The organism is Akkermansia massiliensis (genome assembly GCF_018847375.1).
In the GTDB taxonomy this organism is placed as follows: Bacteria; Verrucomicrobiota; Verrucomicrobiia; order Verrucomicrobiales; family Akkermansiaceae; genus Akkermansia; species Akkermansia massiliensis.
This window is the reverse complement of sequence record NZ_CP072036.1, coordinates 1,366,254-1,388,134: the sequence shown is the minus strand read 5'-3', so window position 1 is coordinate 1,388,134 and position 21,881 is coordinate 1,366,254. Positions and strand designations below refer to the sequence as shown.

Annotated in this window: 21 protein-coding genes and 1 tRNA gene; 12 read left to right on the top strand and 10 right to left on the bottom strand. The window is 57.6% G+C overall.

Translation table 11 applies throughout. The features are described from left to right. Positions 1-63: 63 nt before the first annotated feature. Positions 64-3,999: a TIM-barrel domain-containing protein gene (locus J5W70_RS05765; protein WP_102730818.1), complete on the bottom strand. Its 3,936-nt coding sequence runs from the start codon at positions 3,997-3,999 to the stop codon at positions 64-66. A gap of 320 nt (positions 4,000-4,319) precedes the next feature. Next, a tRNA-Met gene (locus J5W70_RS05760) sits at positions 4,320-4,396 on the bottom strand. Positions 4,397-4,747: 351 nt separating this feature from the next. Between J5W70_RS05760 and hpf the strand changes: the two genes are divergently transcribed. Both hpf and J5W70_RS12770 read left to right on the top strand, forming a co-directional pair. Further along, positions 4,748-5,341 carry a ribosome hibernation-promoting factor, HPF/YfiA family gene (hpf, locus tag J5W70_RS05755; protein ID WP_022397875.1) on the top strand — a complete coding sequence of 198 codons (594 nt, stop codon included), beginning with the start codon at positions 4,748-4,750 and terminating at the stop codon, positions 5,339-5,341. Positions 5,342-5,554: 213 nt separating this feature from the next. After that, positions 5,555-5,683 (top strand): hypothetical protein, encoded by a 129-nt coding sequence (locus tag J5W70_RS12770; protein WP_012420041.1) that lies wholly within the window; start codon positions 5,555-5,557, stop codon positions 5,681-5,683. Positions 5,684-5,931: 248 nt separating this feature from the next. On the opposite strand, the gene J5W70_RS05750 is transcribed toward J5W70_RS12770, so the two are convergent. After that, complete coding sequence (locus J5W70_RS05750) at positions 5,932-6,684, bottom strand: hypothetical protein (protein ID WP_146017931.1); 753 nt, start codon at positions 6,682-6,684, stop codon at positions 5,932-5,934. A gap of 131 nt (positions 6,685-6,815) precedes the next feature. Between J5W70_RS05750 and J5W70_RS05745 the strand changes: the two genes are divergently transcribed. The 5 genes from J5W70_RS05745 (at position 6,816) to J5W70_RS05725 (ending at position 11,802) form a co-directional block, all read left to right on the top strand. Further along, positions 6,816-8,498, top strand: coding sequence for an ABC-F family ATP-binding cassette domain-containing protein (locus J5W70_RS05745; RefSeq protein WP_257228336.1), 1,683 nt, complete (start codon positions 6,816-6,818; stop codon positions 8,496-8,498). Further along, entirely contained in the window at positions 8,495-9,052 is a 558-nt protein-coding gene (locus tag J5W70_RS05740) for a spectrin repeat-containing protein (RefSeq protein ID WP_022397872.1), read from the top strand. Before J5W70_RS05745 ends, J5W70_RS05740 begins: the two co-directional genes overlap by 4 nt. 106 nt (positions 9,053-9,158) lie before the next feature. Further along, complete coding sequence (gene fabG, locus J5W70_RS05735; protein WP_102731176.1) at positions 9,159-9,905, top strand: 3-oxoacyl-[acyl-carrier-protein] reductase; 747 nt, start codon at positions 9,159-9,161, stop codon at positions 9,903-9,905. A gap of 24 nt (positions 9,906-9,929) precedes the next feature. Next, complete coding sequence (locus tag J5W70_RS05730) at positions 9,930-11,132, top strand: formylglycine-generating enzyme family protein (protein WP_022397870.1); 1,203 nt, start codon at positions 9,930-9,932, stop codon at positions 11,130-11,132. Between the two features lie 13 nt (positions 11,133-11,145). Beyond that, complete coding sequence (locus J5W70_RS05725) at positions 11,146-11,802, top strand: GNAT family N-acetyltransferase (protein ID WP_022397869.1); 657 nt, start codon at positions 11,146-11,148, stop codon at positions 11,800-11,802. Positions 11,803-11,944: 142 nt separating this feature from the next. Here J5W70_RS05725 and J5W70_RS05720 read toward each other — a convergent pair whose 3' ends face one another. Continuing rightward, entirely contained in the window at positions 11,945-12,691 is a 747-nt protein-coding gene (locus J5W70_RS05720) for a PEP-CTERM sorting domain-containing protein (RefSeq protein ID WP_022397868.1), read from the bottom strand. 300 nt (positions 12,692-12,991) lie between these two features. On the opposite strand from J5W70_RS05720, the gene J5W70_RS05715 reads away from it, so the two are divergent. Beyond that, positions 12,992-13,705, top strand: a complete 714-nt coding sequence (locus J5W70_RS05715) for a PEP-CTERM sorting domain-containing protein (RefSeq protein WP_215832971.1) — start codon at positions 12,992-12,994, stop codon at positions 13,703-13,705. A gap of 425 nt (positions 13,706-14,130) precedes the next feature. Beyond that, positions 14,131-14,364, top strand: a complete 234-nt coding sequence (locus tag J5W70_RS05710; RefSeq protein ID WP_022395926.1) for a YkvA family protein — start codon at positions 14,131-14,133, stop codon at positions 14,362-14,364. Positions 14,365-14,386: 22 nt separating this feature from the next. Here the strand turns inward: J5W70_RS05710 and J5W70_RS05705 are convergent, their stop codons facing one another. After that, positions 14,387-15,199, bottom strand: a complete 813-nt coding sequence (locus tag J5W70_RS05705; RefSeq protein WP_180971107.1) for a TatD family hydrolase — start codon at positions 15,197-15,199, stop codon at positions 14,387-14,389. A gap of 5 nt (positions 15,200-15,204) precedes the next feature. Beyond that, a complete protein-coding gene (locus J5W70_RS05700; RefSeq protein WP_022395924.1) occupies positions 15,205-15,477 on the bottom strand; it encodes a hypothetical protein in 273 nt (90 codons plus the stop codon). Between the two features lie 200 nt (positions 15,478-15,677). Here J5W70_RS05700 and J5W70_RS05695 point away from each other — a divergent pair, with 200 nt between their 5' ends. Genes J5W70_RS05695 through J5W70_RS05685 form a run of 3 tightly spaced genes read left to right on the top strand, consistent with a single transcriptional unit; the run spans position 15,678 to position 19,167 of the window. After that, positions 15,678-16,379 carry a succinate dehydrogenase cytochrome b subunit gene (locus J5W70_RS05695; protein WP_022395923.1) on the top strand — a complete coding sequence of 234 codons (702 nt, stop codon included), beginning with the start codon at positions 15,678-15,680 and terminating at the stop codon, positions 16,377-16,379. 21 nt (positions 16,380-16,400) lie between these two features. After that, positions 16,401-18,359 (top strand): fumarate reductase/succinate dehydrogenase flavoprotein subunit, encoded by a 1,959-nt coding sequence (locus J5W70_RS05690; protein WP_022395922.1) that lies wholly within the window; start codon positions 16,401-16,403, stop codon positions 18,357-18,359. Between the two features lie 40 nt (positions 18,360-18,399). Beyond that, positions 18,400-19,167, top strand: coding sequence for a succinate dehydrogenase/fumarate reductase iron-sulfur subunit (locus J5W70_RS05685; protein ID WP_022395921.1), 768 nt, complete (start codon positions 18,400-18,402; stop codon positions 19,165-19,167). Positions 19,168-19,689: 522 nt separating this feature from the next. On the opposite strand, the gene dtd is transcribed toward J5W70_RS05685, so the two are convergent. The 4 genes from dtd to J5W70_RS05665 form a co-directional block, all read right to left on the bottom strand. After that, positions 19,690-20,142 (bottom strand): D-aminoacyl-tRNA deacylase, encoded by a 453-nt coding sequence (gene dtd / locus J5W70_RS05680; protein WP_022396890.1) that lies wholly within the window; start codon positions 20,140-20,142, stop codon positions 19,690-19,692. Next, positions 20,139-20,900: a LysM peptidoglycan-binding domain-containing protein gene (locus tag J5W70_RS05675; RefSeq protein WP_102721137.1), complete on the bottom strand. Its 762-nt coding sequence runs from the start codon at positions 20,898-20,900 to the stop codon at positions 20,139-20,141. Before J5W70_RS05675 ends, dtd begins: the two co-directional genes overlap by 4 nt. After that, positions 20,872-21,414 carry a hypothetical protein gene (locus tag J5W70_RS05670; protein WP_022396892.1) on the bottom strand — a complete coding sequence of 181 codons (543 nt, stop codon included), beginning with the start codon at positions 21,412-21,414 and terminating at the stop codon, positions 20,872-20,874. Before J5W70_RS05670 ends, J5W70_RS05675 begins: the two co-directional genes overlap by 29 nt. Positions 21,415-21,508: 94 nt before the next feature. Next, positions 21,509-21,751: an acyl carrier protein gene (locus J5W70_RS05665; protein WP_022396893.1), complete on the bottom strand. Its 243-nt coding sequence runs from the start codon at positions 21,749-21,751 to the stop codon at positions 21,509-21,511. Positions 21,752-21,881 lie beyond the last annotated feature (130 nt).

Below are 21,881 nucleotides of genomic sequence, written 5' to 3'. Positions count from 1 at the left end.
AACGGCGGCCTCCATGCGTGGACGCTGTCCAGCCGCGCATGGAGCCGCATCAGGATGTTAAAATTACAATTTCCTGGTGTTCAGCTTTTTATCCACCACCATGCCGTCCGTGAGCTTCGGCTGGAACTTCACGTCGCGACGGGCCTTGAACTTCAGCACAAACAGCTCGGAGGTTCCCTCCACAGGTTCCTTGTCCCCGATATTGACGAAGGTGGGATACAGGGCCTTGGTTCCGTTCGTATGAAGCCTGTCGTTCGTCAGGTTCTCCATCTTCTTCATGTTCTTAACCTCCACGCCCACGAATTCCAAATCCTTGGGATCGTACGGGAGGGCAAAGCTCAGGGCATTCACCAGCCGGAGGTTCCGGCCCTTCACGGTCACCTTGACGGCGTCTCCCTTGGCGTACCTCTTCTTATCGGCGCTGAGCAGGAGCTTTCCGTCCAAGCGGGCTTTCTTCTTTGCCTCCTCGGCGGCTTTCTTCTTCTCGCCGTCCCCTTCCTTCTTATCCCCTTCCTCGTCCTTCCTGGCGGCTTCTTCCTGCGGCTGGTCGGCTTCGTCTTCCAGCTGGGTGGCTACCACGGAAATATCGTAAGCGTCAATAAGGCCATTCTTGTTGATGTCTCCGTTGCTGATGTAGCCTTCAAAGTCGGAATCGCCTTTCCGCAGGCCCGTGTAGTTGATGTAGGAGGTCAGGTCGTTCCGGTCGATCTTGCCGTCATTATTGATGTCGCCCGGCAGATAGCTTTCCGTGCCCGGCACCTTGAAGACGTAGATTTCCCTGCCGGAGCCGTAGTCGCCCACGCCTTCCGTGACATTCAGCTTGATGTAGCGCGCCGTGGGGGCGTCCTTGAAGTTGAAGATCTTCACGTCGCCATTCTTGTCCCACTGGAACGTTCCGGCCTTCGTCCAGTTTTCCCGGTCCATGCTGTAGGAAACGGAGCCCTTCAGGAGCGTTCCGTTGCCGCCGTCCTCACGCGGAACGTAATGGAACTTCTCAAGCTTGTTGATGGTCTTCAGGTCCAGAACCAGGTCAAACGGCACGGCCTTCTCGTTGTACTTCGTGTGCCACGCGTCCTTTTCCTTGAAGTCAAAGAGTTTCGTCAGGGAATTGCCCTGGTTTTCCACGCTCGTTTCACCTTCGATTCCCGGAATGGCGAACTCAAGCGGGTTGGCCTTGGTCTTCGCGCTGATGGCCGTCCAGGCGGAATGGCCGTCCTTGTTGACGGCGCGTACATTGAAGGAATAGGGCGTTTCCGCCTCCAAATCCTCAAACAGGAACTCCGTCCCCTTGATGGTGGTATACAGCATTCCGCCGAATTCGATTTCATAAAAATCAGCGTTCGGAACAGCATCCCATGAAGGAGTCAAGGTATATGCGGCCGCGTTTTCCTCCGTCACCCTGGCATTAGCGGGAGCGGTCAGGGCGCCGGAAGAGACACGGTATTTTTCCGCGGGTTCAAAGCGGAAGCCTTCCACGGAAAGCACGGTGGGGACAGCCGTAATATCCGCCGGGGCCAGCTTCACCAGCAGCTGCGGGTTTTTGGCAATCACCTTCTTCTCAAAATCGCTTCCCTTGGTCGCAAACCTGTTCAGGTTGGGAGCCTGGTCATAGAAATACACGTTCTCCCGGGACTTGAAATCCTCCATGGAATTCGCTTCCGCCAGGTTGACGCTGTTTTCCCCGACTTTGGCGGAAACGCTGGACGGCTTCTGCGTCACATTGATGCGGAACTCCGTGGCCTTCTTCTTCTGGAAGCCGTTGAAATCCCCCACCGCCGGATGAACGGTGACGGTCACGTTGTTCTTGTCGTCCGCCCGGGATTCAACCAGGGTGCGGACACCCTTGCCGGCCCTGTATTCCTCCGTCACGCCGTCGTCGTCATACGCGGTAAAGGAAGTGCTGCCGTGCGGGTAAAGCTCGTAAATGCGCAGGTTAGGATTGATTTCCGAGACATTGTTGCTCGGATTGGCCATGGGAATGATCGCGCCGTTCTTGACGAACACGGGCAGTTTCCACAGGGGAGCGTCAACGTCATTGTAAATCTTGCCGCCTTCATACAAATCCCCGGTGAAATAATCGATCCATTGTCCTTCCGGCAGGTAAATGCCGTGGCGCACGTCATTCCCCTCCTTGTCCGCCCTGGTTTCCTGGTAAACGGGCGCCACCAGAAAATAGGGGCCGTACAGGAACTGGTACTGCGTGGCCTTCCCCAGCGTGTAGGGATTGGGGTATTCCAGGAACATGGCCCGGATCATGGGCAGGCCGGAAACGGATTCCTCCGCGATGCTGTAGGCGTACGGAAGCAATTCCGACTTGAGCTTGAGGTACCACCGGTTGATGGAGGTATAGGGTTCCCCGAAGGCGTGGGGATACTTTTCATTGGCTCCCCAGCCGTCCATGTTCAGCTCCATGGGAGTGAAGGTCTTCCACTGGAAATCGCGGACGTTCACCAGCGGATTCTTCCCGCCGAAAATGCCGTCCATGTCCGAACAGATGTTGGGCTGGCCGGAGAGGCCGGAGCCGATGTAGGTGGGAATATGGAAACGGATGTACTCCCAGACGCCGCCCGTCTGGTCGCCCGACCAGATGCCGGCATAACGCTGGGTTCCGGCCCAGCCGTCCAGGGAAATGATGAACGGTCGGCTGTTGTTACCGTAATAGGTCATGATCTGGGCCACGTCCGTAATGCCGTTCAGGCCGAAGGAATAGCCGGCGCCCACCCAGGCGACGTCCGTCTTCAGCACGCGCACTCCGGCGTCCCTCACCTCCTTCACGATGTCGCGCTGGAGCAGGGCGCTGATTTCCGGCTTGGGATGCAGGTCGGACTGGGTCCACAGGCCTATTTCCACGCCGTTCTTCCTGGCGTAGTCCGCCAGGTTCTTCAAATTCGCGATATTGCCGTCCAGGGTATCCGTCTGGCCGTAGCCGGCTCCGTAGCCATCGTTCGGCAGGAGCCATCCCAGCGGCATGTCATGGGCCTTGTAGCGGTCCACCACGGCGCGGCCGGAAAACTGGTAATTGTTCAACTCCCCGTTCAGGGATTCCTTAATGCCTCCGTTATCCTTCTGGCTTTCCTTGTACCGTTTTCCGTCCTCAAACAGGATGCCCTTCTCGTCTTCCTTCCAGTAATCCCGGTTGTAGGCGTTCAGGTGGCCCTGGTAAAAGGCGAACTTGGGCAGCAGGACGGGGGCGCCGGTAAGCTGGTAGAAATCCCCCAGCAGGCTGACGGGCCCGTCGTTGACCATGAAAAAGACGTCCAGGTAATTTTCATCATGCGAAAGGCTGACCAGGTTCTTCTCCCTGGAGCCGAAATCATACTGGCCCTTCTTGAAGGTATGCCACATGACGCCGTAGCCGCCGGTGGACCAGTAGAAGGGAGTGGGGGAAGCCACGCCGCCATCCGTCCAGCTGTTCTGGTTCTCAATGGAAATCACCTTCCCCTTGTGGGAAAAACGGCCGTTCTGCACGCCGCCGCCGTAGAAATATTCATCCGGCTTCGCTTTCAGGGAAAAGCTGGTGCTGCCCTTTTCAAAAAGGACGGGGGCCGCCTGCTCCACCACCACGGAATTGTCCTTCAGGTTGATGATCTTGAGAAGAGAGGTCTTTTTGTCTATTTCAATCCTGATCTTCCCTGTGGTGATGGTGACCACATCTCCCTGCTGGTCCACGTCCAGGCGGGAAACCGGCTTCCGGGGGTTGTCCGCCAGGATGCGGGCTTCCGGCTCCGCCTTGGGGTCGCGGATAATGCCGCCCTTGTCATCCCGGAAAATCCGGAAAACGTTGTCCCCGTAAAAATCGAATGTCATCCGGTGGTTCTTGCCAAGCAGCACTTCCACGGCGGCAGGGTTGATTTTCCGGGCGCCTTCAACGGGCTGGACCTGTTGTTCCGGGGTCAGTTCTCCCGATGCGGCAACGGCGAGACCGGAGAAGGAAAAAGACAATCCGAAAGCCAGCAGGACGGACTTCCGGAACATGCCATGGTCAATTGAGTTTCCCATTATTGTAGTGTTTTATATTATTCAGCCGGAGCGGCGCCACGGAAGGGATGCAAACGATCGTTTCCGGCCGGGCAACGGGCCGTTTTCCTTCGTCATGCCGTCCAGTGGCGCAGATTATCTTGCTGCACCATACCCTTTGTCCGTAATCGCCACAAGGCCAAAGACGGCAGTAACGGCGCACCATTGCTCCACACGGCCATAAAATACCCGTTCACAGCCACTTCCCTTTCAAGGATGACCTTTTTAAAAGAATTACTTCCGCCCCATGGCGCAGGGGCACGAAAAAGCCCTGCAAGCTTTTGACTTGCAGGGCTTTCAAATGGTTACGGGAGCAGGATTTGAACCTGCGACCTTCAGGTTATGAGCCTGACGAGCTACCTGGCTGCTCCATCCCGCGATTTAAAGAGCATCCGTAGAGGAGTGCGGAATTGTTATAACCTACTTCCGCAGCATGTCAAGTACTTTCAAATAAAAATTTTCATGGCTGCGACCGTATGACAGAGGTCCGGAAACGCTTTCCGGGGGCGGCGGAAGGGAAAGGAAAAACGCAGGCCCCTTCCGGCGGCTTGGCTCACAACAGGTAGGAGAGTTGCCCGGCCCCGGCATGAGGGAACAAGAGCGGAAAAATCCCCTTCCCCGCACACGGAAAAAAAGAAAGGATTCCTCGACAAACATTGTCAAATCTGTATATCTTGAAAGGTGCGGACTGGGTTCCGCGCATTAACATCAACTAGAAAGAGGTACGACAATGCAAAAGGTAAACGTAAACACACCCATTACGATCACGGGGCGCCACGTGGAAGTCACAGACGCGATTCGGGAATTCGTAACGAAAAAGATTGAGGGGATCCGCCTGGACTTCCCACGCATTATGGAGGTTAAAGTATTGCTTGATGTGCAACGCGACCGCAAGATTTCCCAGGTGATTCTGTTCTGCTCGGACCACATCACCATTGACGCTTCCACGGAAGGGACGGACATGTACGCCTGCATCGACGAAACGATCACCAAAATCATGCGCCGCATGCGCAAGCACAAGACGCGCCTGATGAAAAATTTCCGCCCCCATCACCAGGAAACCATCCGCAAGCTGGATGAAACGGTATATGACGATTCCGTACTGGATTACCCCGGAGATTCCAAGGAAGACCCGGAACCCCTCCTCATTCACAGAGAAAGCTACAATCTCAAGAAGCTTTACAAGGAGGAAGCCATCATGGAACTGGAACTTTCCGACAAGCCCTTCGTGCTCTACAGGAATGCGCGACGCGACGTGCTCCAGATCGTGTACCGGAGGCCGGACGGGGACTACTCCATTATTGAACTAGGCACCAGCCTGTGACCGTAAAAAACGGTTTTGAAACAAACCGTTTTCCATAACGCATCAAAAAGAGCAGGACTCCTGAAACCGGGGGTCCTGCTCTTTTCTGTAATGCCGTGACATGGAACAAGAAAATCTCTTGATTTCTACTTGCCACCATTTACATTGGTCCCAGCAAACCTCCGTGGATGCGGAGGTTCCAGTAGTTAACAAACACTGTATTTAATTCGAATTATGAAGAACATCGCTATCCTCGCCATCGCCGGCGCCGCTTGCCTGGTCGCTTCTTGCTCCCAGCAGCAGCAGCAACAGCAAACCACCGCTCCTGCTCCCGCTCCGGTTGTGCAGGCCAAGGGCAAGTAAGTTTGCAGCAGGGCCTCGCCCTGCAACATTAGCAAATCATCCAATTAATCCGCACTCGGTGTACGCACTGAGTGCGTTTTTATTTGCCCGGAACCCGGTTTTCAGCCGTCATTTGCCGGTTCACCGGGATTTTCCTTAAAAACGGCGGACGCCGTAGCAAACGCAGGCATTCCCCGCACATGCAGGCGTCACCCGCCATCAAGCAGAGACGTACACAAGCTCCGGCCTCGTTAAACGGCCTTTTACATTCAGGCAGCCTTGGAAGCTCCGCCGCCGGAAGCGCCAGCCTCTTTATGGGCAGCAGCGGAACCGCTTGCCTTCGCCTCCTCCTGCTGACCGGACTGGAACATCCTCTGGATCAGCAGGGGGCGTTTCCTGGCCCATCCGGGCCAGACTAGGTGATGGTCCATTCCGTAGGAATGCCCTTCAGGAAAGGCCTTGGACACGAACGGTTCCCGCCAGTCCTCCTCCCATTTGCCCCCTTCCCGGTCCTTCTGGGTCAGCACCACCAGATGCCCGCAGTTCTTCCAGGCGTCCAGGACGATGGAACCCTGCAATCCCCCTCCGGCGGCGTTCACGTACACGCAGCTGTGCTCCCTGCCCGTTCCATGGTCGCGGATGGTCAGCCCCACACGGAAAAACTTCACGGGGCGGCGGCGCATGTCACGGTACAAATCCTGCTGCACCTGCCAGCAGAGCCCCCTGTCACGCAGGTTGGAATTGACCAGGATGTTGTTCAGCCAGCCGAACAGCACAATCCTGTTATTCCGGGCAATCGCCGCGGACTGGACTACCGCCGTGTCCGCCAGCCACTTGGCTTCCGCCCTGGCGGCGGGAAGAGCGGCCTTCTCCGGCGGCAGCAGCCCCAGGAAAGCATTCGCCAATCCGGACATCTGCTGCTGCACGTAAGGTCTCTGTATATAATCCTCAGCCGGAGGAGTGCAGCAGGAACTCCATCCGCACAGGAGGGCGGCAGCAAGCAAAAGCCTGAATGTCTGCATGGTCGGCATGGCGCGCCAAAGCTAGCAGATTACACGTAAAAATCCAGCAAAGCTTTCAAAAATGACCGTCCCTGCCCTGACGGCTCTTGCCTTCCCCCTCCCTCCCCGGTAGAATGCCGCCCCTCTTCACCATGCTGACGATCAAAAACCTCACGAAATCCCACGCCGGACGCACCCTGTTCCGGGAAACGGAAATGACCATTAACTGGGGGGAAAGGGTTGCCCTGGTAGGCCCCAACGGCGCGGGCAAGTCCACCCTGTTCCGCATGATTCTGGGAGAAGATACGCCGGACGAAGGCTCTATCAACATGGATGAATACGCCATGGTGGGCTATCTTCCGCAGGAGGCCAGCGAACCGAAGGATGAAACCGTGCTGGAAATAGCCATGGGCATCACGCCGGAAATGGAACGCGCCATCCACGTCATCCGGACGGCGGAAAACGCCAACAAGACGGATACGCCGGAGTATGCGGAGGCCATTGACACCTTTAACGCCGCCAACGGCTACCAGCTGGAACCCAAGGCCAAGAAAATCCTCAAGGGGCTGGCCTTCCGGGAAAGCGACTTCCACCGCCCCGCGCGGGAAATGTCCGGCGGCTGGATCATGCGCGCGTACCTGGCCAAACTGCTCGTCCTGGAACCGGACCTCCTGATGCTGGACGAACCCACCAACCACCTGGACCTCCTTTCCCTGCTGTGGCTCCAGCGCTACCTGAAAAACTACCCCGGCGCCATCCTGATGATTTCCCACGACTGGGATTTCATGGACGAACTGGTGGAAAGCGTGTACGACATCGACAACGAGGAACTGGTGGAATACCGCGGCAACTACTCGGATTTCCTGAAACAAAGGGACATGCGCTTTGAACAGCTTCAGGCCGCCTACCGCAACCAGCAGAAGGAAATCGCGCACATCCAGGAATTCATCGACCGCTTCCGCTCCATCAACTCCAAGGCCGGGCAGGTCCAGAGCCGCATCAAGCAACTGGAAAAGATGAAGCTCATCCAAAAACCCGTGGCCCGCAGGAAGGTGTTCAAATTCAACTTTCCCCAGCCTCCGCGCAGCACCCAGAAGGTCATTGAGCTGGAAAAAATCTGCCAGTCCTACGGCGACCACAAGGTTTATGAAAACCTGGACCTGCTGGTGGAACGGGGAGAACGCACCGTGCTGGTGGGCCCCAACGGCGCGGGCAAGTCCACCCTGCTGAAAATCCTGGCGGGCATCATCCCCATTGACTCGGGAAAACGCACTCCCGGCACCACCACGCGCATCGGCTACTTCTCCCAGGCACGCACGGAAAACCTGAATACGGAAAACACCGTCCTGGAGGAAATCATGAAGTGCAACGCTGAAATCCGGGAGGAGGAGGCCCGATCCATCCTGGGCTCCTTCCTGTTCCGGAGGCTGGATGTGGAAAAACGCGTCAGCGTGCTTTCCGGCGGAGAAAAATCACGGCTCAGCCTGGTCAAGTTCCTGGTGGATCCGCCCAACCTCCTGCTGATGGACGAACCGACCACCCACCTGGACCTCCTGTCCGTGGAAGCCCTGGTGCAGGCCCTGAAACATTATGAGGGGACCCTGGTCTTCATCTCCCACGACGTGCACTTCATCCGCTCCTTGGCGGAAAAAAACCCTGCACGTGAACCGGGGAACCATCACCACCTATGCGGGCGGGTACGATTATTACCTGGAAAAGTCAGGCATTCTGGACGACGAAAAAGGCGGCATCACGGCGGAATAACCGTCCTCCCCTTTTCAGCTTCCCTTTTCTCCTTGCCTTGGGTCTCATCCTGCCTTAGAAAGACAGGATGAAGACTTTCCTTGTCCCCGTCCTGGCCTCCGCCCTGGTGGCCGGAGTTCCGCTCGCCTTTGGTGAAACGGCCACCCCGGCGGCTTCACCCGCGCCGGCAGCCCCTGCGGAAAAAACTCCGTCAGCGGATTCCCTCCTTAACCAGGCCTTTTCCGTAGCCATTGATGTCCAGCAAACGCTGGCGGCAGTACAGGACAAGGAAAGCGGGGACAAGGCCGTCAAGAAGCTGCAGGGCATTCAGAAGGACATTCAGCGCCTCATGGACTTACGGGAAAAATTGAGCGAGGCGGAAAAGGAAAAAATGGACGCCCTGTCAGAAAAAATGGAGGAACGGATGGACATGCTGAGCGAACGCTGTGAAAAGGAGGGCCAGCGGCTGCTGGAAGCCCGCTATTACGGCTCCGCCGCCCTGAAGGACATCCTGGAAAACTCGGATGAATTCAGCGATCTCGTCGAGCCGGATGAAGATGTGGCGGAACCGGAGGAGGACAATACGCCAGCCCCAGCCGGAAACGTTCTTTCTCCCAACCCTGAAGACCTCCTCCCGCCGAATTGACCGGAAAAAGATGCCCATACAGGAAAAGCCGTGGAGAACAACCGCCCTTTCCCGCTTCCATTTCAAGCTTGCCGGAACCGTGAAAAACGGGTTTACTGTGGGCAGCATGCAAAAGTTAGCAGGTAAAACAGCCATCGTTACCGGGGCAGGCCGCGGCATCGGCAATGCCATCGCCCGCCGCTTCGCTTCAGAAGGAGCCAGGGTCATCCTGATCAGCCGCAGTCCTTCCAGCTGCGGGGGAGCCGCAGAAGAAATCAACAAGGAATTTCCGGACTCCTGCAAGGCCTACCCCTGCGACGTGGCGGATTACGCCGCCGTTCAGGAAACCGTTTCCGCCATCCTGAAGGACTTTCCGCAGATCGACATTCTGGTGAACAACGCCGGCATTACCCGTGACTCCCTGATGCTTCGCATGAAGGAGGAAGACTGGGACGCCGTCATGGATACCAACCTGAAAAGCGCGTTCAATACGGTGAAAGCCCTGCAGCGCGTGCTGATGAAGTCCCCTGCCGGACGCATCATTAACATGAGTTCCGTCATCGGCCTCGTGGGCAACATCGGGCAGGCCAACTACGCCGCCTCCAAGGCGGGCCTCATCGGTTTCACCAAATCCCTGGCCCTGGAATTCGCCCCGCGCAAGGTGACGTGCAACGCCATTGCCCCCGGCTTCATTTCCACGGAAATGTCCAATGCCATTCCGGACAACCTCAAGGAAGAAATCGTCAAGAAAATTCCCCTGAAGGAACAGGGCTCCGTGGAAGACATCGCCGCCCTGACGGCCTTCCTCGCCTCTGACGATGCCCGTTACATCACCGGACAGGTCATCGCCTGTGACGGGGGCATGACGATGTAAGGCTTTCCCGGTCTTCACCATCCCATGCGCGGCATTTTCCTTGTTTCCTGCTTTCTGGGAGGAAGCGCCCTGCTGGCCGGGTGCCGGGACGACGGCTCCCCCCGCCCGGCCACGGAGGATGCCGCGCGCATTACCGGCGCGCGCCAGTGGGGAGAGAGCCGCTCCGCACTGCAAAAACGGGAGCTGGACCGCGCCGCCGGACCCGCCCTCCCTATTCCGGACGATCTGCCCGCCCGGGAGCTGGTCGGCACCACACGCCAAATCCACCAGCTCATTGAAGCCTCCGGGATCCCCTCACGTTTTGAATCCTATACGGAAGCGGTGCCCGCAGCGGGGGCTTCCCTGCGCATGGCCGCCATTCCCGGCGGAACCTTTCTCATGGGGAGCCCTGCGGAGGAGCCGGGCCGCAAGCCGGACGAAGGTCCGCGGCATGAAGTGAACGTTTCTCCGTTCTGGATCTCGGAAACGGAAATTCCCTGGGAACTCTATACGGCCTTCATGGAAAACGGACGCCCGCGCGCCAAGGACGGCCAGCTTCTGGAGGAACAGCCGGACGATGAACTGTGGGACTCCGTCACGCAGCCCACAGCCCCCTACACCGCCATGAACCTGGGCATGGGCCACGGCTATGAACACGGCCTGCCGGCCATCTCCATGTCCCATCACGCCGCCAGCAAATTCTGCGAATGGCTGAGCGCCCAGACCGGGCATTACTACCGCCTGCCGACGGAAGCGGAATGGGAATACGCCTGCCGTGCCGGGAACCCCGGAGCCTACTCTTACGGAAACGGGGAGGAAGCCCTGGACCAGTACGCCTGGTACTGGGACAATTCCAACGACCGCTACCAAAAAACAGGCTCCAAAAAGCCGAATAAGTGGGGCCTCCGGGACATGCACGGAAACGTGGCGGAATGGGTTCTGGATTCCTACCTTCCGGATGCCTACGGCAAGCGGGACGGCCAGCCCGCCAAAGACCCCCTGGTCATCGCGCCCAAGGCTCCCCACGTCGTTCGCGGCGGCTCCTGGGAAGACGATCCGGACCGCCTGCGGAGCGCCGCGCGCCGCGCCAGCTCCCCCGCCTGGAATCGGCAGGATCCCCAGAACCCCAAAAGCATCTGGTACCTGACGGACGGCGGCATGATCGGCTTCCGCGTGGTACGCCCCATGAACATTCCGGACGTCATCACCATGCACCGCCTCTGGAACTTCTCCAAGGGGGAGCCGTGAAGAGAGACCTTCTATGACCATCAAATTAAGAACGGAACAGCCCGCAGACTATGCCGAAACGGAACATGTCACGCGGGAAGCGTTCTGGAACCATTATTCCCCCGGCTGCAATGAGCATTACCTGCTCCATATCATGCGCGGCAGCCCCTCCTTCATCCCGGAACTGGATGTGGTCGCCGTCCACGGCGGCCGCATTGTCGGGAACATCGTTTATGCAAAATCCGTCATCAGGACAGATGGCGGGAAGGAATGCGAGGTGCTGGGCATGGGGCCCATTTCCGTTCTTCCGGAATACCAGCGCCGGGGAATTGGACGGCAAATGATCGAACATACCAAAATGAAGGCCCGTGAAATGGGGTTCCGGGCCATTCTGTTGTACGGCGACCCGGACTACTATTCACGCCACGGGTTCGTGGCCGCGGAAACGCTGGGCATCAGAACGGCGGATGACATGTACGCGGCAGCCCTCCAGGTCTGCGAACTGCAGGAAGAGGCCTTATCCGGCATGAAAGGCCGTTACGTGGAAGCTGCCGTGTATGATCTTGATGAAAAGTGCGCCGCCGAATTTGACCTGCATTTTCCGGCAAAGGAGATGGTCTCCGGAACTCCGTCGCAAAAGCGCTTTGAGAAAATTGCCGCCATGCGGAGAAAAGCGGATACGGGAACCTGAAACCGGAAATCCTTGCACCCTCCGGATGTCATGAATCCCGCATCCGGATACGTTACATTCGCAGCCCTTTTTTCCAGGGGTAAAAAATAAGGGCCGTTCCATGAGAACAGCCCTTATCCGTCAAAAGCCTGTCATCAAGGGCTCAGGCCCTGCGGCGGCGCATCATCAGGGCAGCCAGCCCCAGCAGGCTCAGCGTGGCCGTAGCGGGTTCCGGAACCACTTCCCCGCGGATCTCCGTAAAAATGGGGGATAATTGAGCGAAGGTATTGGTTCCATTGGCTCCTGTAATGACAATGGAATCATCGGGCGCTCCCGCGCTGTCATGATGGCCGCGAATGCCGGGAGCAGTCAATCCGTTGCTGATGGTTACCGTATCTCCATCCGTGGAAGAAGTAGGCGCGCCTGTCCCTCCCGCAGCATACAAGTACGTTTTTGACGTATCTCCGTTGATCATATCCATCACGGCCTGGCTTACGGTCAGGTAGCGGTACGTCGTGCCGGCGTCAAGAATCAGGGAAGAACCGTCCACAGCTGAGAAATTGAACGTCAGATTGACCCCGTTGCCGGAGGTTCCCATATTGGTGCTCAGGCCGATGACCGAATTGTCGGAAGCGTTCAGCACCAGAAAACCGTAAGTGACGTTAGCGCCCGTATTGCCGCTGGGCCCGCGCAGAGTAAAACTGTCCAGCCGGATATCTCCGGACAGGGAGGCGGGAGAGCCGGAACCAGAGACGGGGGCCAGGGCGGAAGAATCCAGCCCCAGATAGAACCCATGAATGGTGCTGTTGTAATTGTCTGCTCCAGGAGTGTAATAATTAAAAACAGTCGCGGCTTCTGAGGAAACGGCGAAGGTTCCAAGTGCGGCTAAAATTGTTAGTGTTTTCTTCATGTCTATTGTCCTGTTCCTTTTAGGCTTTGTAGCGGATTTGGAATCCGCAAACAATTAAAAATATTAAAGGTTAATATATTGCATTCATAATTCGTTGGAAATAATGATTTTTTGATGCCTCTGGTTCTTTTATTAACGTGGTGGAGCGGTCTTTGTTATTCATTGATTTCCCTATTGCTTTGGCCTCTTTTTCATACTTGCCGGATTCCAAATCCGGATTCCAAATCCGTTATTTAGTTATTTACGCAGAAGCCCTGCTTGTGCATGCGCATGCGTACCGTTCACCCCAGAACATTGATTATGAAGAAAATACTATACGCCTTAATGCTTGCAGCCGGCATGAGCCTGAGCGCCACCGCGGCGACCACGCTTCTGGACAGCTCCATCGTAGGGTATTCCGACTTCGCCTCCCGTCTGGCGGATTTCGGCACCCAGAAGGATTCCGTTGCCATCACGACCGATGGCGGCAATCTGGTGTTGTCCGGCACGACCTTTAGCCAGCCCGTTTCCGGGGGAAACACGCGCAACAACATGACCGTGACCATGGTTCTGGATCTGTCCAAAATCAACACTCCGGAAGCCTATACCGCCCTGTTTAACGCCAAGGGAGGAAGTACCAGCTGGGGTGCGGGCCTGAATACGGACCGTACTCTCCAGGGATTATGGAACAATGCCGCATACAGCGGCGGCCCTACCACCTCCGCTCTGGGCACGGAAGGCACCCTGACCATTTCCGTGGTCACCGGGGAATTCGGCACCCGCATCTACCTGGGCGACAGTGCCACGTACCATACTGCCAGCGGCCTGAAATTCGGCGGCGTGGATATCACCCAGATTCTGATTGACGCGGGACTGGCTGACGCCGTTGAACAGCTCTACGTTCATGACTCCGCTCTTTCCCAGGAGCAGATCGGCCAGTTGATGAGTGAAATCGCCAGCGTTCCGGAACCCGCAACGGCAACCCTGGGCCTGCTGGGACTGGCCGCGCTGATGATGCGCCGCCGCAGGGCATAAAACCGCACCGGTTCTCCGTTTTTCTTTCAGGGCTGCCTCGCGACTCCGTGAGGCGGCCCTTTCTGCATCCGCACAACGCGCCTACCCTACCGGAGGCAGATACTTCTTCCTTCCCTCCCCTGAAAAACGATGTTCAAGGCAGCCTCCGGCTGAAACGCTTCACGGGGCGTCCGTGTCACCCCACCTTCCGCACAAATCCTTTTCCCCCACGCCGGAACAGCCGGAACCGGATACGGAAAAAACCGTCTTCCCTCTGCGGGCGGCGCGCCTCATCCTTGCAGCCGTCCTACCCCTGCGCAGACCGGCCATTCAGGCTCTGCCGGGAGCAGCACACCCCCACGTTCCGGGAAGGGCGCCTGTTTCAAGCTGCTCCTTCCGCCTGAAAGGGGGAAACGTTTTTAACCTGCATACCCCACATCCTGATCATGAATCTCCAGAAACAGCAATTGCTCCTGCGCCTTTTCCGGTATTTCAAAAGCAAAAAAGGAGAACCGCGGTTTTTCAACAAGCGGAATATATGGCTGCTCGCCATTGCCGCCGCCTACATCCTGACTCCTGACGAATTCCTGTTTGACGGAATCGGCAAGCTGGGTCTCCTGGATGACGCCGCAGTCATCCTGGGAGCCGTCTTCACCGTCTTCTTTCCGGACGGGGACTAGCGGCCCGCGGCCAGGGATGCGGCTAGACGGACGATACCTTCCGGAACTTCGGGGACTGTCCCATGAACGCCTCCGGATTGCCTAAAAGAAGCTTCTCCGCCTCCTGCCGGGAAAAACCGCGCTTGTAAAGCTCGCAGGCCAGGGCCGTAAGCGCCAGGGGGTCGGAATCTCCCCAGTCCGCCGCGGAATTGGCCCAGACGCGATCCATTCCGTACAGCTCCAGAATATCCGCCGCCCGCTTGGGGTTCAGCTTGCTGGTGGGGTAAAGGGTCAGCCCGGCCCAGTAGCCGGCCTCCTTCACCAGCGGGAAGGTGTGCTCCTCGCAATGGTCCACCAGCACCCGGCCGGGGTCCAGCTCCGGACGGTTTTTCAGGGCGGAAAGAATCATTCTGGTCCCTTTCAGCTTGTCTTCCAGATGGGGGGTGTGAATCAGGACAAGCTGGTTCAGGCGTATTGCCATGTCCAGATGCTCTTCAAAAATAGTCATTTCATGGGAGGTATTCCGGTTCAGCCCGATCTCCCCGATGCCGAGGACATTCGGACGGTCAATGAATTCCGGGATGAGCTTCATCACTTCCCGGGCAAAGGCCACGTCCTGCGCCTCCTTAGGGTTGATGCACAGCCACGTGTAATGGTCCATGCCGAACTTGGCCGCCCTGGCCGGTTCGCATTCCGTAAGCTGCACGAAGTAATCCCGGAAACCGTCCGCGGAGGAACGGTCATAGCCGGCCCAGAACGCCGGTTCTCCTACCGCCAGGCAGCCTGCCTGCGCCATGGCCCGGTATTCGTCCGTGGTGCGGCACACCATGTGTATATGAGGTTCTATGAAAGCCATGATTCTTATTTGCTGAAGTTCGGGGCTCCGCAGGCCGCCTTGGCGGCGGCGGTTTCCGGCACGGCGTCATCCCGGTAGGAAAGGGCTTCCAGAATGGCCCGGACGCGCCCGGCGCCGGAGGCGGACAGGAGGGGGAGCGCTTCCATCAGGGCGCGGTAGCGGAAATCCGCCTCCCCTTCCCCCCGGTCCACCCGGTCCAGAAACGCGGCTATGTCCAGCACCCCGGCGCGCGCCGCCGCAAAATCGGCGTCCAATACCTCTTTTTTACTCCTTTTCATACGCAGACGATACGCCCATGCGGAAAGCCTCGTCAAGCCGGAACAGGTAACAAAATTATAACTATTCCAAACTAGTGAACTGCAACGTCTTTTCACGTCTTTTCAAAAATCCAAAAAGCGCCGGGAATTCAAGAAGAGGCTTGCCATCCGGGTTTGAACCGGGCATCCTGTGGAGACGCATTTATTTCATTAGAGCGCCTATGAATGCACTAGTAAAAACCATATGTACATTCGTGACATCCTCCATCGGCCGCAAAATCATTGTGGCTCTGACGGGGTTATGTTTGGTCTTGTTCCTCGCGGGACACCTGGCAGGCAACCTTCTTATCTTCGGAGGCCCTGAATGGATCAACACCTACGCCCACGGCCTGCACTCCATGCCGGAAGCAGCCCTCTGGGGCATCCGCGCGGGGCTTGCGGTGATCTTCATCATCCACGTCTGGCTGACCATCCAGCTGAAGCTGGAAAACCACGCCGCCCGCGAACCCTACGTGTTCAAGAACACGATCAAGGCAACGCTCTCCTCCCGCTACATGATCTACACCGGCCTGACTATCCTGGTGTTCCTGATCTACCACCTGTACCAGTACACCCTGCGCGTGGGTTACGATCCCGCCCAGTACACCGCCTTCATTTCCGACGGCAAGGTGGAAACCTTTGACGTGTACAAGATGATCGTGGCCGGATTCTCCAACGTATGGTGCTCCGCCTTCTACATCCTGGCCATCCTGATGCTGTTCAGCCACCTGCGCCACGGCGTGCAGTCCATCTTCCAGACGGTGGGCGCTGATTCCCGCAAAATCCGGCCCTTCTACAACTTTGTCGCCATCGCCTACGGCGCAGTGATCTGCCTGGGCTTCATTTCCGTGCCGGTCTCGGTTCTTCTGGGTATCATCAAATAACCATCAACTCCTCTCAAAGTCATGATTAATTTTCCCGTAAGCGACTGGATGCCGGATGCCAAGATTCCTTCCGGCCCGATTCAGGACAAATGGTCCAAGTACAAGCTTGAGTCCAAACTGATCAACCCGAACAACAAGCGCAAGTACACCGTGCTCGTGGTAGGGTCCGGCCTGGCCGGCGCCTCCGCCGCCGCCACGCTTGCCGAGCTTGGCTACAACGTCAAGTGCTTCTGCTACCAGGACAGCCCCCGCCGCGCCCACTCCATTGCGGCCCAGGGCGGCATCAACGCGGCCAAGAACTACCAGAACGACGGCGACTCCGTCTACCGCCTGTTCTATGATACCGTGAAGGGCGGCGACTTCCGCGCCCGTGAAGCCAACGTCTACCGCCTGGCGGAAGTTTCCTCCAACATCATTGACCAGTGCGTGGCCCAGGGCGTTCCCTTCGGCCGTGAATACGGCGGCCTGCTGGACAACCGCTCCTTCGGCGGCGCCCAGCTCAAGCGCACCTTCTACGCACGCGGCCAGACGGGCCAGCAGCTCCTGCTGGGCGCCTACCAGGCCCTGGAAAAGGAAGTGGCCAAGGGACACATTGAAATGTTCTCCCGCCATGAAATGATGGATCTGGTGCTGGTGGACGGCGAAGCCAGGGGCATTGTCACCCGCAACCTGATCACCGGCGAAATCCAGTCCTACGCAGGGGACACCGTCCTGCTCTGCACGGGCGGCTACGGCAACGTCTTCTTCCTGTCCACCAACGCGATGGGTTGCAACGTCACCGCCGCCTACAAGGCCTACAAGCGCGGCGCCTTCTTCGCCAACCCCTGCTTCACGCAGATTCACCCCACCTGCATTCCGGTCAAGGGCGACTACCAGTCCAAGCTGACGCTGATGTCGGAATCCCTCCGCAACAGCGGCCGCATCTGGGTGCCCAAGTCCCGTGAAACCGCGGAAAAAATCCGCAAGAAGGAAATCAAGCCTTCCGACGTTCCCGAAGAAGAACGCGACTACTACCTGGAACGCAAGTACCCCTCCTTCGGCAACCTGGCTCCGCGCGACATCTCCTCCCGCGCCGCCAAGGAAGCCTGCGACGACGGCCGCGGCGTAGCCATCACCGGCAAGGGCGTCTTCCTGGACTTTGCGGATGAAATCAAGCGCATGGGCCGCGAATGGATTGACGGCCAGTACGGCAACCTGTTCGACATGTACGAGGAAATCACGGACGACGATCCCCATGAAACGCCCATGATGATCTATCCCGCCTCCCACTACACGATGGGCGGCCTGTGGGTGGACTACAACCTCATGTCCAGCGTGAAGGGCCTGCACGTCCTCGGTGAAGCCAACTTCTCCGACCACGGCGCCAACCGCCTGGGCGCTTCCGCCCTGATGCAGGGCCTGTCCGACGGCTACTTCGTCATTCCCGCCACGCTGCCCGCCTACCTCACGACCATCAAGCCCGGCTCCGTCACCACCGCCTCCCCGGAATTCAAGGCCGCGGAAGACGAAGTGAAGGAACGCATCAACAAGCTCCTGAACGTGAAGGGCACCAAGACGGTGGACTCCTTCCACCGGGAACTGGGCCTCATCATGTGGGAAGACTGCGGCATGGCCCGTACGGAAGAAAGCCTCATGAACGCCATCGAACGCATTCCCCAGCTCCGCAAGGAATTCTGGGAAAACGTGCGTGTGACCGGAACGGCGGACGGCATCAATGCGGAACTGGAAAAAGCCTGCCGCGTGGCGGACTTCCTGGAATTCGCCCAGCTGCTCTGCTATGACGCCCTGAACCGCCAGGAATCCTGCGGCGCCCACTTCCGCGTGGAATACCAGCTGCCGGACGGCGAAGCCAAGCGCAACGACGAAGAATACGCCTACGTGGCCGCCTGGGAATACACCGGCGTGGACAGCCTGCCCATTCTTCACAAGGAACCGCTGACCTTCGAGAACGTGCACCTTGCCATCCGCAGCTACAAGTAAAGATAGCCAATACATTAACACTTAAAAGAAAGATTATAACATGGCTAAAACACTCAATCTCACTCTCAAGGTCTGGCGCCAGGAAAACCGGGAAGCCAAGGGCCGCATTGAGACCTATGCCGCCAAGGACATTCCGGTGGACGCCTCCTTCCTGGAAATGCTGGACATCGTCAATGAAGGCCTGGTCAAGGAAGGCAAGGATCCGATCCACTTTGACCACGACTGCCGGGAAGGCATCTGCGGCATGTGCTCCCTGACCATCAACGGCATCCCACACGGCCCGGAACGCCAGGTGACCACCTGCCAGCTCCACATGCGCAAGTTCAAGGACGGCGATACCATCTGGATCGAACCCTTCCGCGCGAAAGCCTTCCCGATCCTGCGGGACCTGATGGTGGACCGCTCCGCCCTGGACCGCATCATCGCCTCCGGCGGCTACATCGACGTGCGCACCGGCTCCGCGCCGAACGCCAACAACATCGCCGTGGAAAAAGTGAAGGCGGAAGCCGCCTTTGACGCTGCCGCCTGCATCGGCTGCGGCGCCTGCGTGGCCTCCTGCAAAAATGCCTCTGCCATGCTGTTCACGTCCGCCAAGATCGCCCACCTCAATCTGCTGCCGCAGGGCCAGCCGGAACGCACCAAGCGCGTCCTGGCCATGATGAAGCAGATGGAAGCGGAAGGCTTCGGCAACTGCACGAACCAGTATGAATGTGAGGCCGCCTGCCCGAAGGGCATCAGCGTGGACAACATTGCCCGCCTCAACCGCGACTTCATCGTGGCCAACACCAAGGAAGGCCTCGCCTACTAAGGCGGGCCCCCTTTTCAAAACGTTAATCAGAACTCCCGGCGGCGCTCGTGCCCGCCGGGAGTTTTTTATTGCTCCGGGAAACGCCGCAAACCTGCGCAACAGACAGAAACCGGGGCAAGTGAAGCATTCCCGCTTTCCGCAAGACGGCGCTGCAACCAACCATAAATGGACGGAAGAATAGGCCCTTAAATGGCTGAAAAGATCAGGAAGGGGAAAGAAAAGGGTGAAGTGTCCCCAATGGGACAAATGCCCCTTTCAATTATTCAAGACGGCCCCTTTCAGGCATTTATTTCTTCAATTGCCCCGTGGCCCTTCCATTCTGGAGCGGAAGCCTGTATTTTCAAGCTTCCTCAACCAATTTCAACCCTTTTCAAGTATTCATGGCTGGTCACAGCGCGCCTTATACGCGCCAAACGCAAAAGCGGTACGGCTTCCCTTTATTGGCCCTGTCACTTCCGGATGGAGGCAGTCCCCATTCCGCAAGGCCTCTCCACTCTCCACTCTCCACTCTCACCCCTCCCGTCACTCCCTGTTACGGGAATCCATGAAAATGGTCACCGGACCGTCGTTGACCAGGGAAACCTGCATATCCGCGCCAAATTCGCCGCTTTCCACCCTGCCTTCCAGCAAGGACGCCAGTTCCCTCTTGAACAGTTCATACAGGGGAACGGCCTGCTCCGGCCTTGCAGCGCGGATGAAGGAGGGCCTGTTGCCCTTCCTGGTGGAGGCGTGCAGCGTAAACTGGCTCACCACCAGAACACTCCCCCCCATTTCCTTCACGGAAAGATTCATCTTCCCCTCCGCATCGGAAAAAATACGCATGTCCGCCGCCTTTTTGGCAAGCCAGCGCACATCCTCTTCCGTATCCGCCTCTTCAATGCCCGCCAGAATCATCAGGCCCGGACCCGTGCTTCCCGCACAGACGCCGCCGATGTGCACGGCAGCCTCCGTGACGCGTTGAATGACCAGCCTCACTGCGCCGCTCCCTTCTCCCTCAGAATGGTCACCTTCGTGCCCGCACGGGTCAGCATGGCCAGCTCATTGCAGTCCTGCCGGCTCAAATAAAAGCCCGGTGAACGGGGAGCTCCGCGGGAAACGTCAATGACATAGCCCCCCGCCGCCAGCACCAGCGTTTTGTCCGCAGAGGGAAACTGCTTGCTGTAAATGGAAACAGGGGCCTGCTCGTCCTTGACGGACGTCTCCAAATTCTTTTTTCCTCCGTCCTTCATGGAGAGAATGGGATAGCCCTTCACAAAATTCGTCCCGTCGTACAGGCAGACTTCCTTCTCCGGCACGTTCACCACTACATGAAAATCCAGGGGACGGTACTTGAGCACATCCCCCGCATGCAGAACGGGAATGTCCATCAGGCCGTTGAGGTGCATCACCATGGCCTGGGAGCAGTCCAGCTTCCTGACCATGCGTATCCAGGAATCCCCTCTCCGTACGGTGTACTTCTTCACGTCCGGCCCGTTGGGGTCCAGCAATTGCCGGATGCGCAGGCTGCCGATGAGATCCTTCGCTTCCCTCCCCACCACGCCGCCCTGCTCCACCAGGGGCTGCAACAGCTCCAGAGCCTGCGGCAGGCTCCCCCGGTCCATCAGGCGCCGGGCTTCCGCCAGGGCTTCCGGACGGCGCGGCCAGAGGGAATAGTTTTCCCCGTCCGCAAAAACTCCCTGGGCGCAGCAGGCCGCCGCCAGAAGGCTAAAGAAGACCCTTGCGCTTGAAGTCAAAGATATTGATCTCATGGGATTTTTGTATCATTTCCACGGTGAATTTCAAGAGGGAGACCTCCCATGCGTCATCCACCCCTTCAATGAGGGCCATGAACGTATCCTCTCCGTTGCGCACCTGGTCCAGCAGACGGCCGCGCACGGCATCAAGGGGTTCATGCAGAATTTCCTCATTCACTTCCGACCTCTTGAACCTGAAGCCGTATTCCAGCAGCGTCAAAAAGCCCGGTCCGTTCTTGGAAAGCCAGTCAAAGAAGCGCTTGGCCTCTCCGGAAAAGCCCTCCGTACTGACTTCATTGTAAACGGAAGGGCGTATGATCTTCGGCTTTTCCGCCTCCACCCAGCCGCTGCGCACGCGCACCACGCCCGCTTCATCCATCAGCTCGCTGAGGAGAAGGAAATTGAACCTGGTATCGCCAAAGGTATCAATGCGACGGTCCGGTTCATAAACCACCCGGGTCATTTCCGCCGCATAGCGGATATCGTCACGGGAGAAGGAGGGCAGATCACTCATGGAAGAAGAAGCCGGGAGCTTTCCATGAAAAAGCGGCTTCCTTGCCTTGGACAGGGAAGCCGCTTTTGTAATAAAGGATTTTTAGCAGTTCAACTTAACCCTGAACCTTTTCGATGTAAGCAACGACATCGGCAACGGACTGAAGCTTTTCAGCTTCTTCGTCGGGTACTTCGATGTCAAAGTTTTCTTCGAAAGCCATCACGAGTTCAACGGTATCCAGCGAATCAGCACCGAGATCCTCGATGAATTTCGCATCAGCAGTCACTTTATCGGATTCAACGCCAAGTTGCTCAACGATGATACTTCTTACTTTTTCTTCGATGCTGTTGTCAGACATGATATTTATTGTTAAGGTTCATGGATACTACATGGGGTATACGCAATTTGCAACACCTATTTATGAGTTTTTACGTGTCATCCGGCCCCCTCGCCGGAAGTAACAAGCTCCCGGCCAGGCCGTTGCCCGT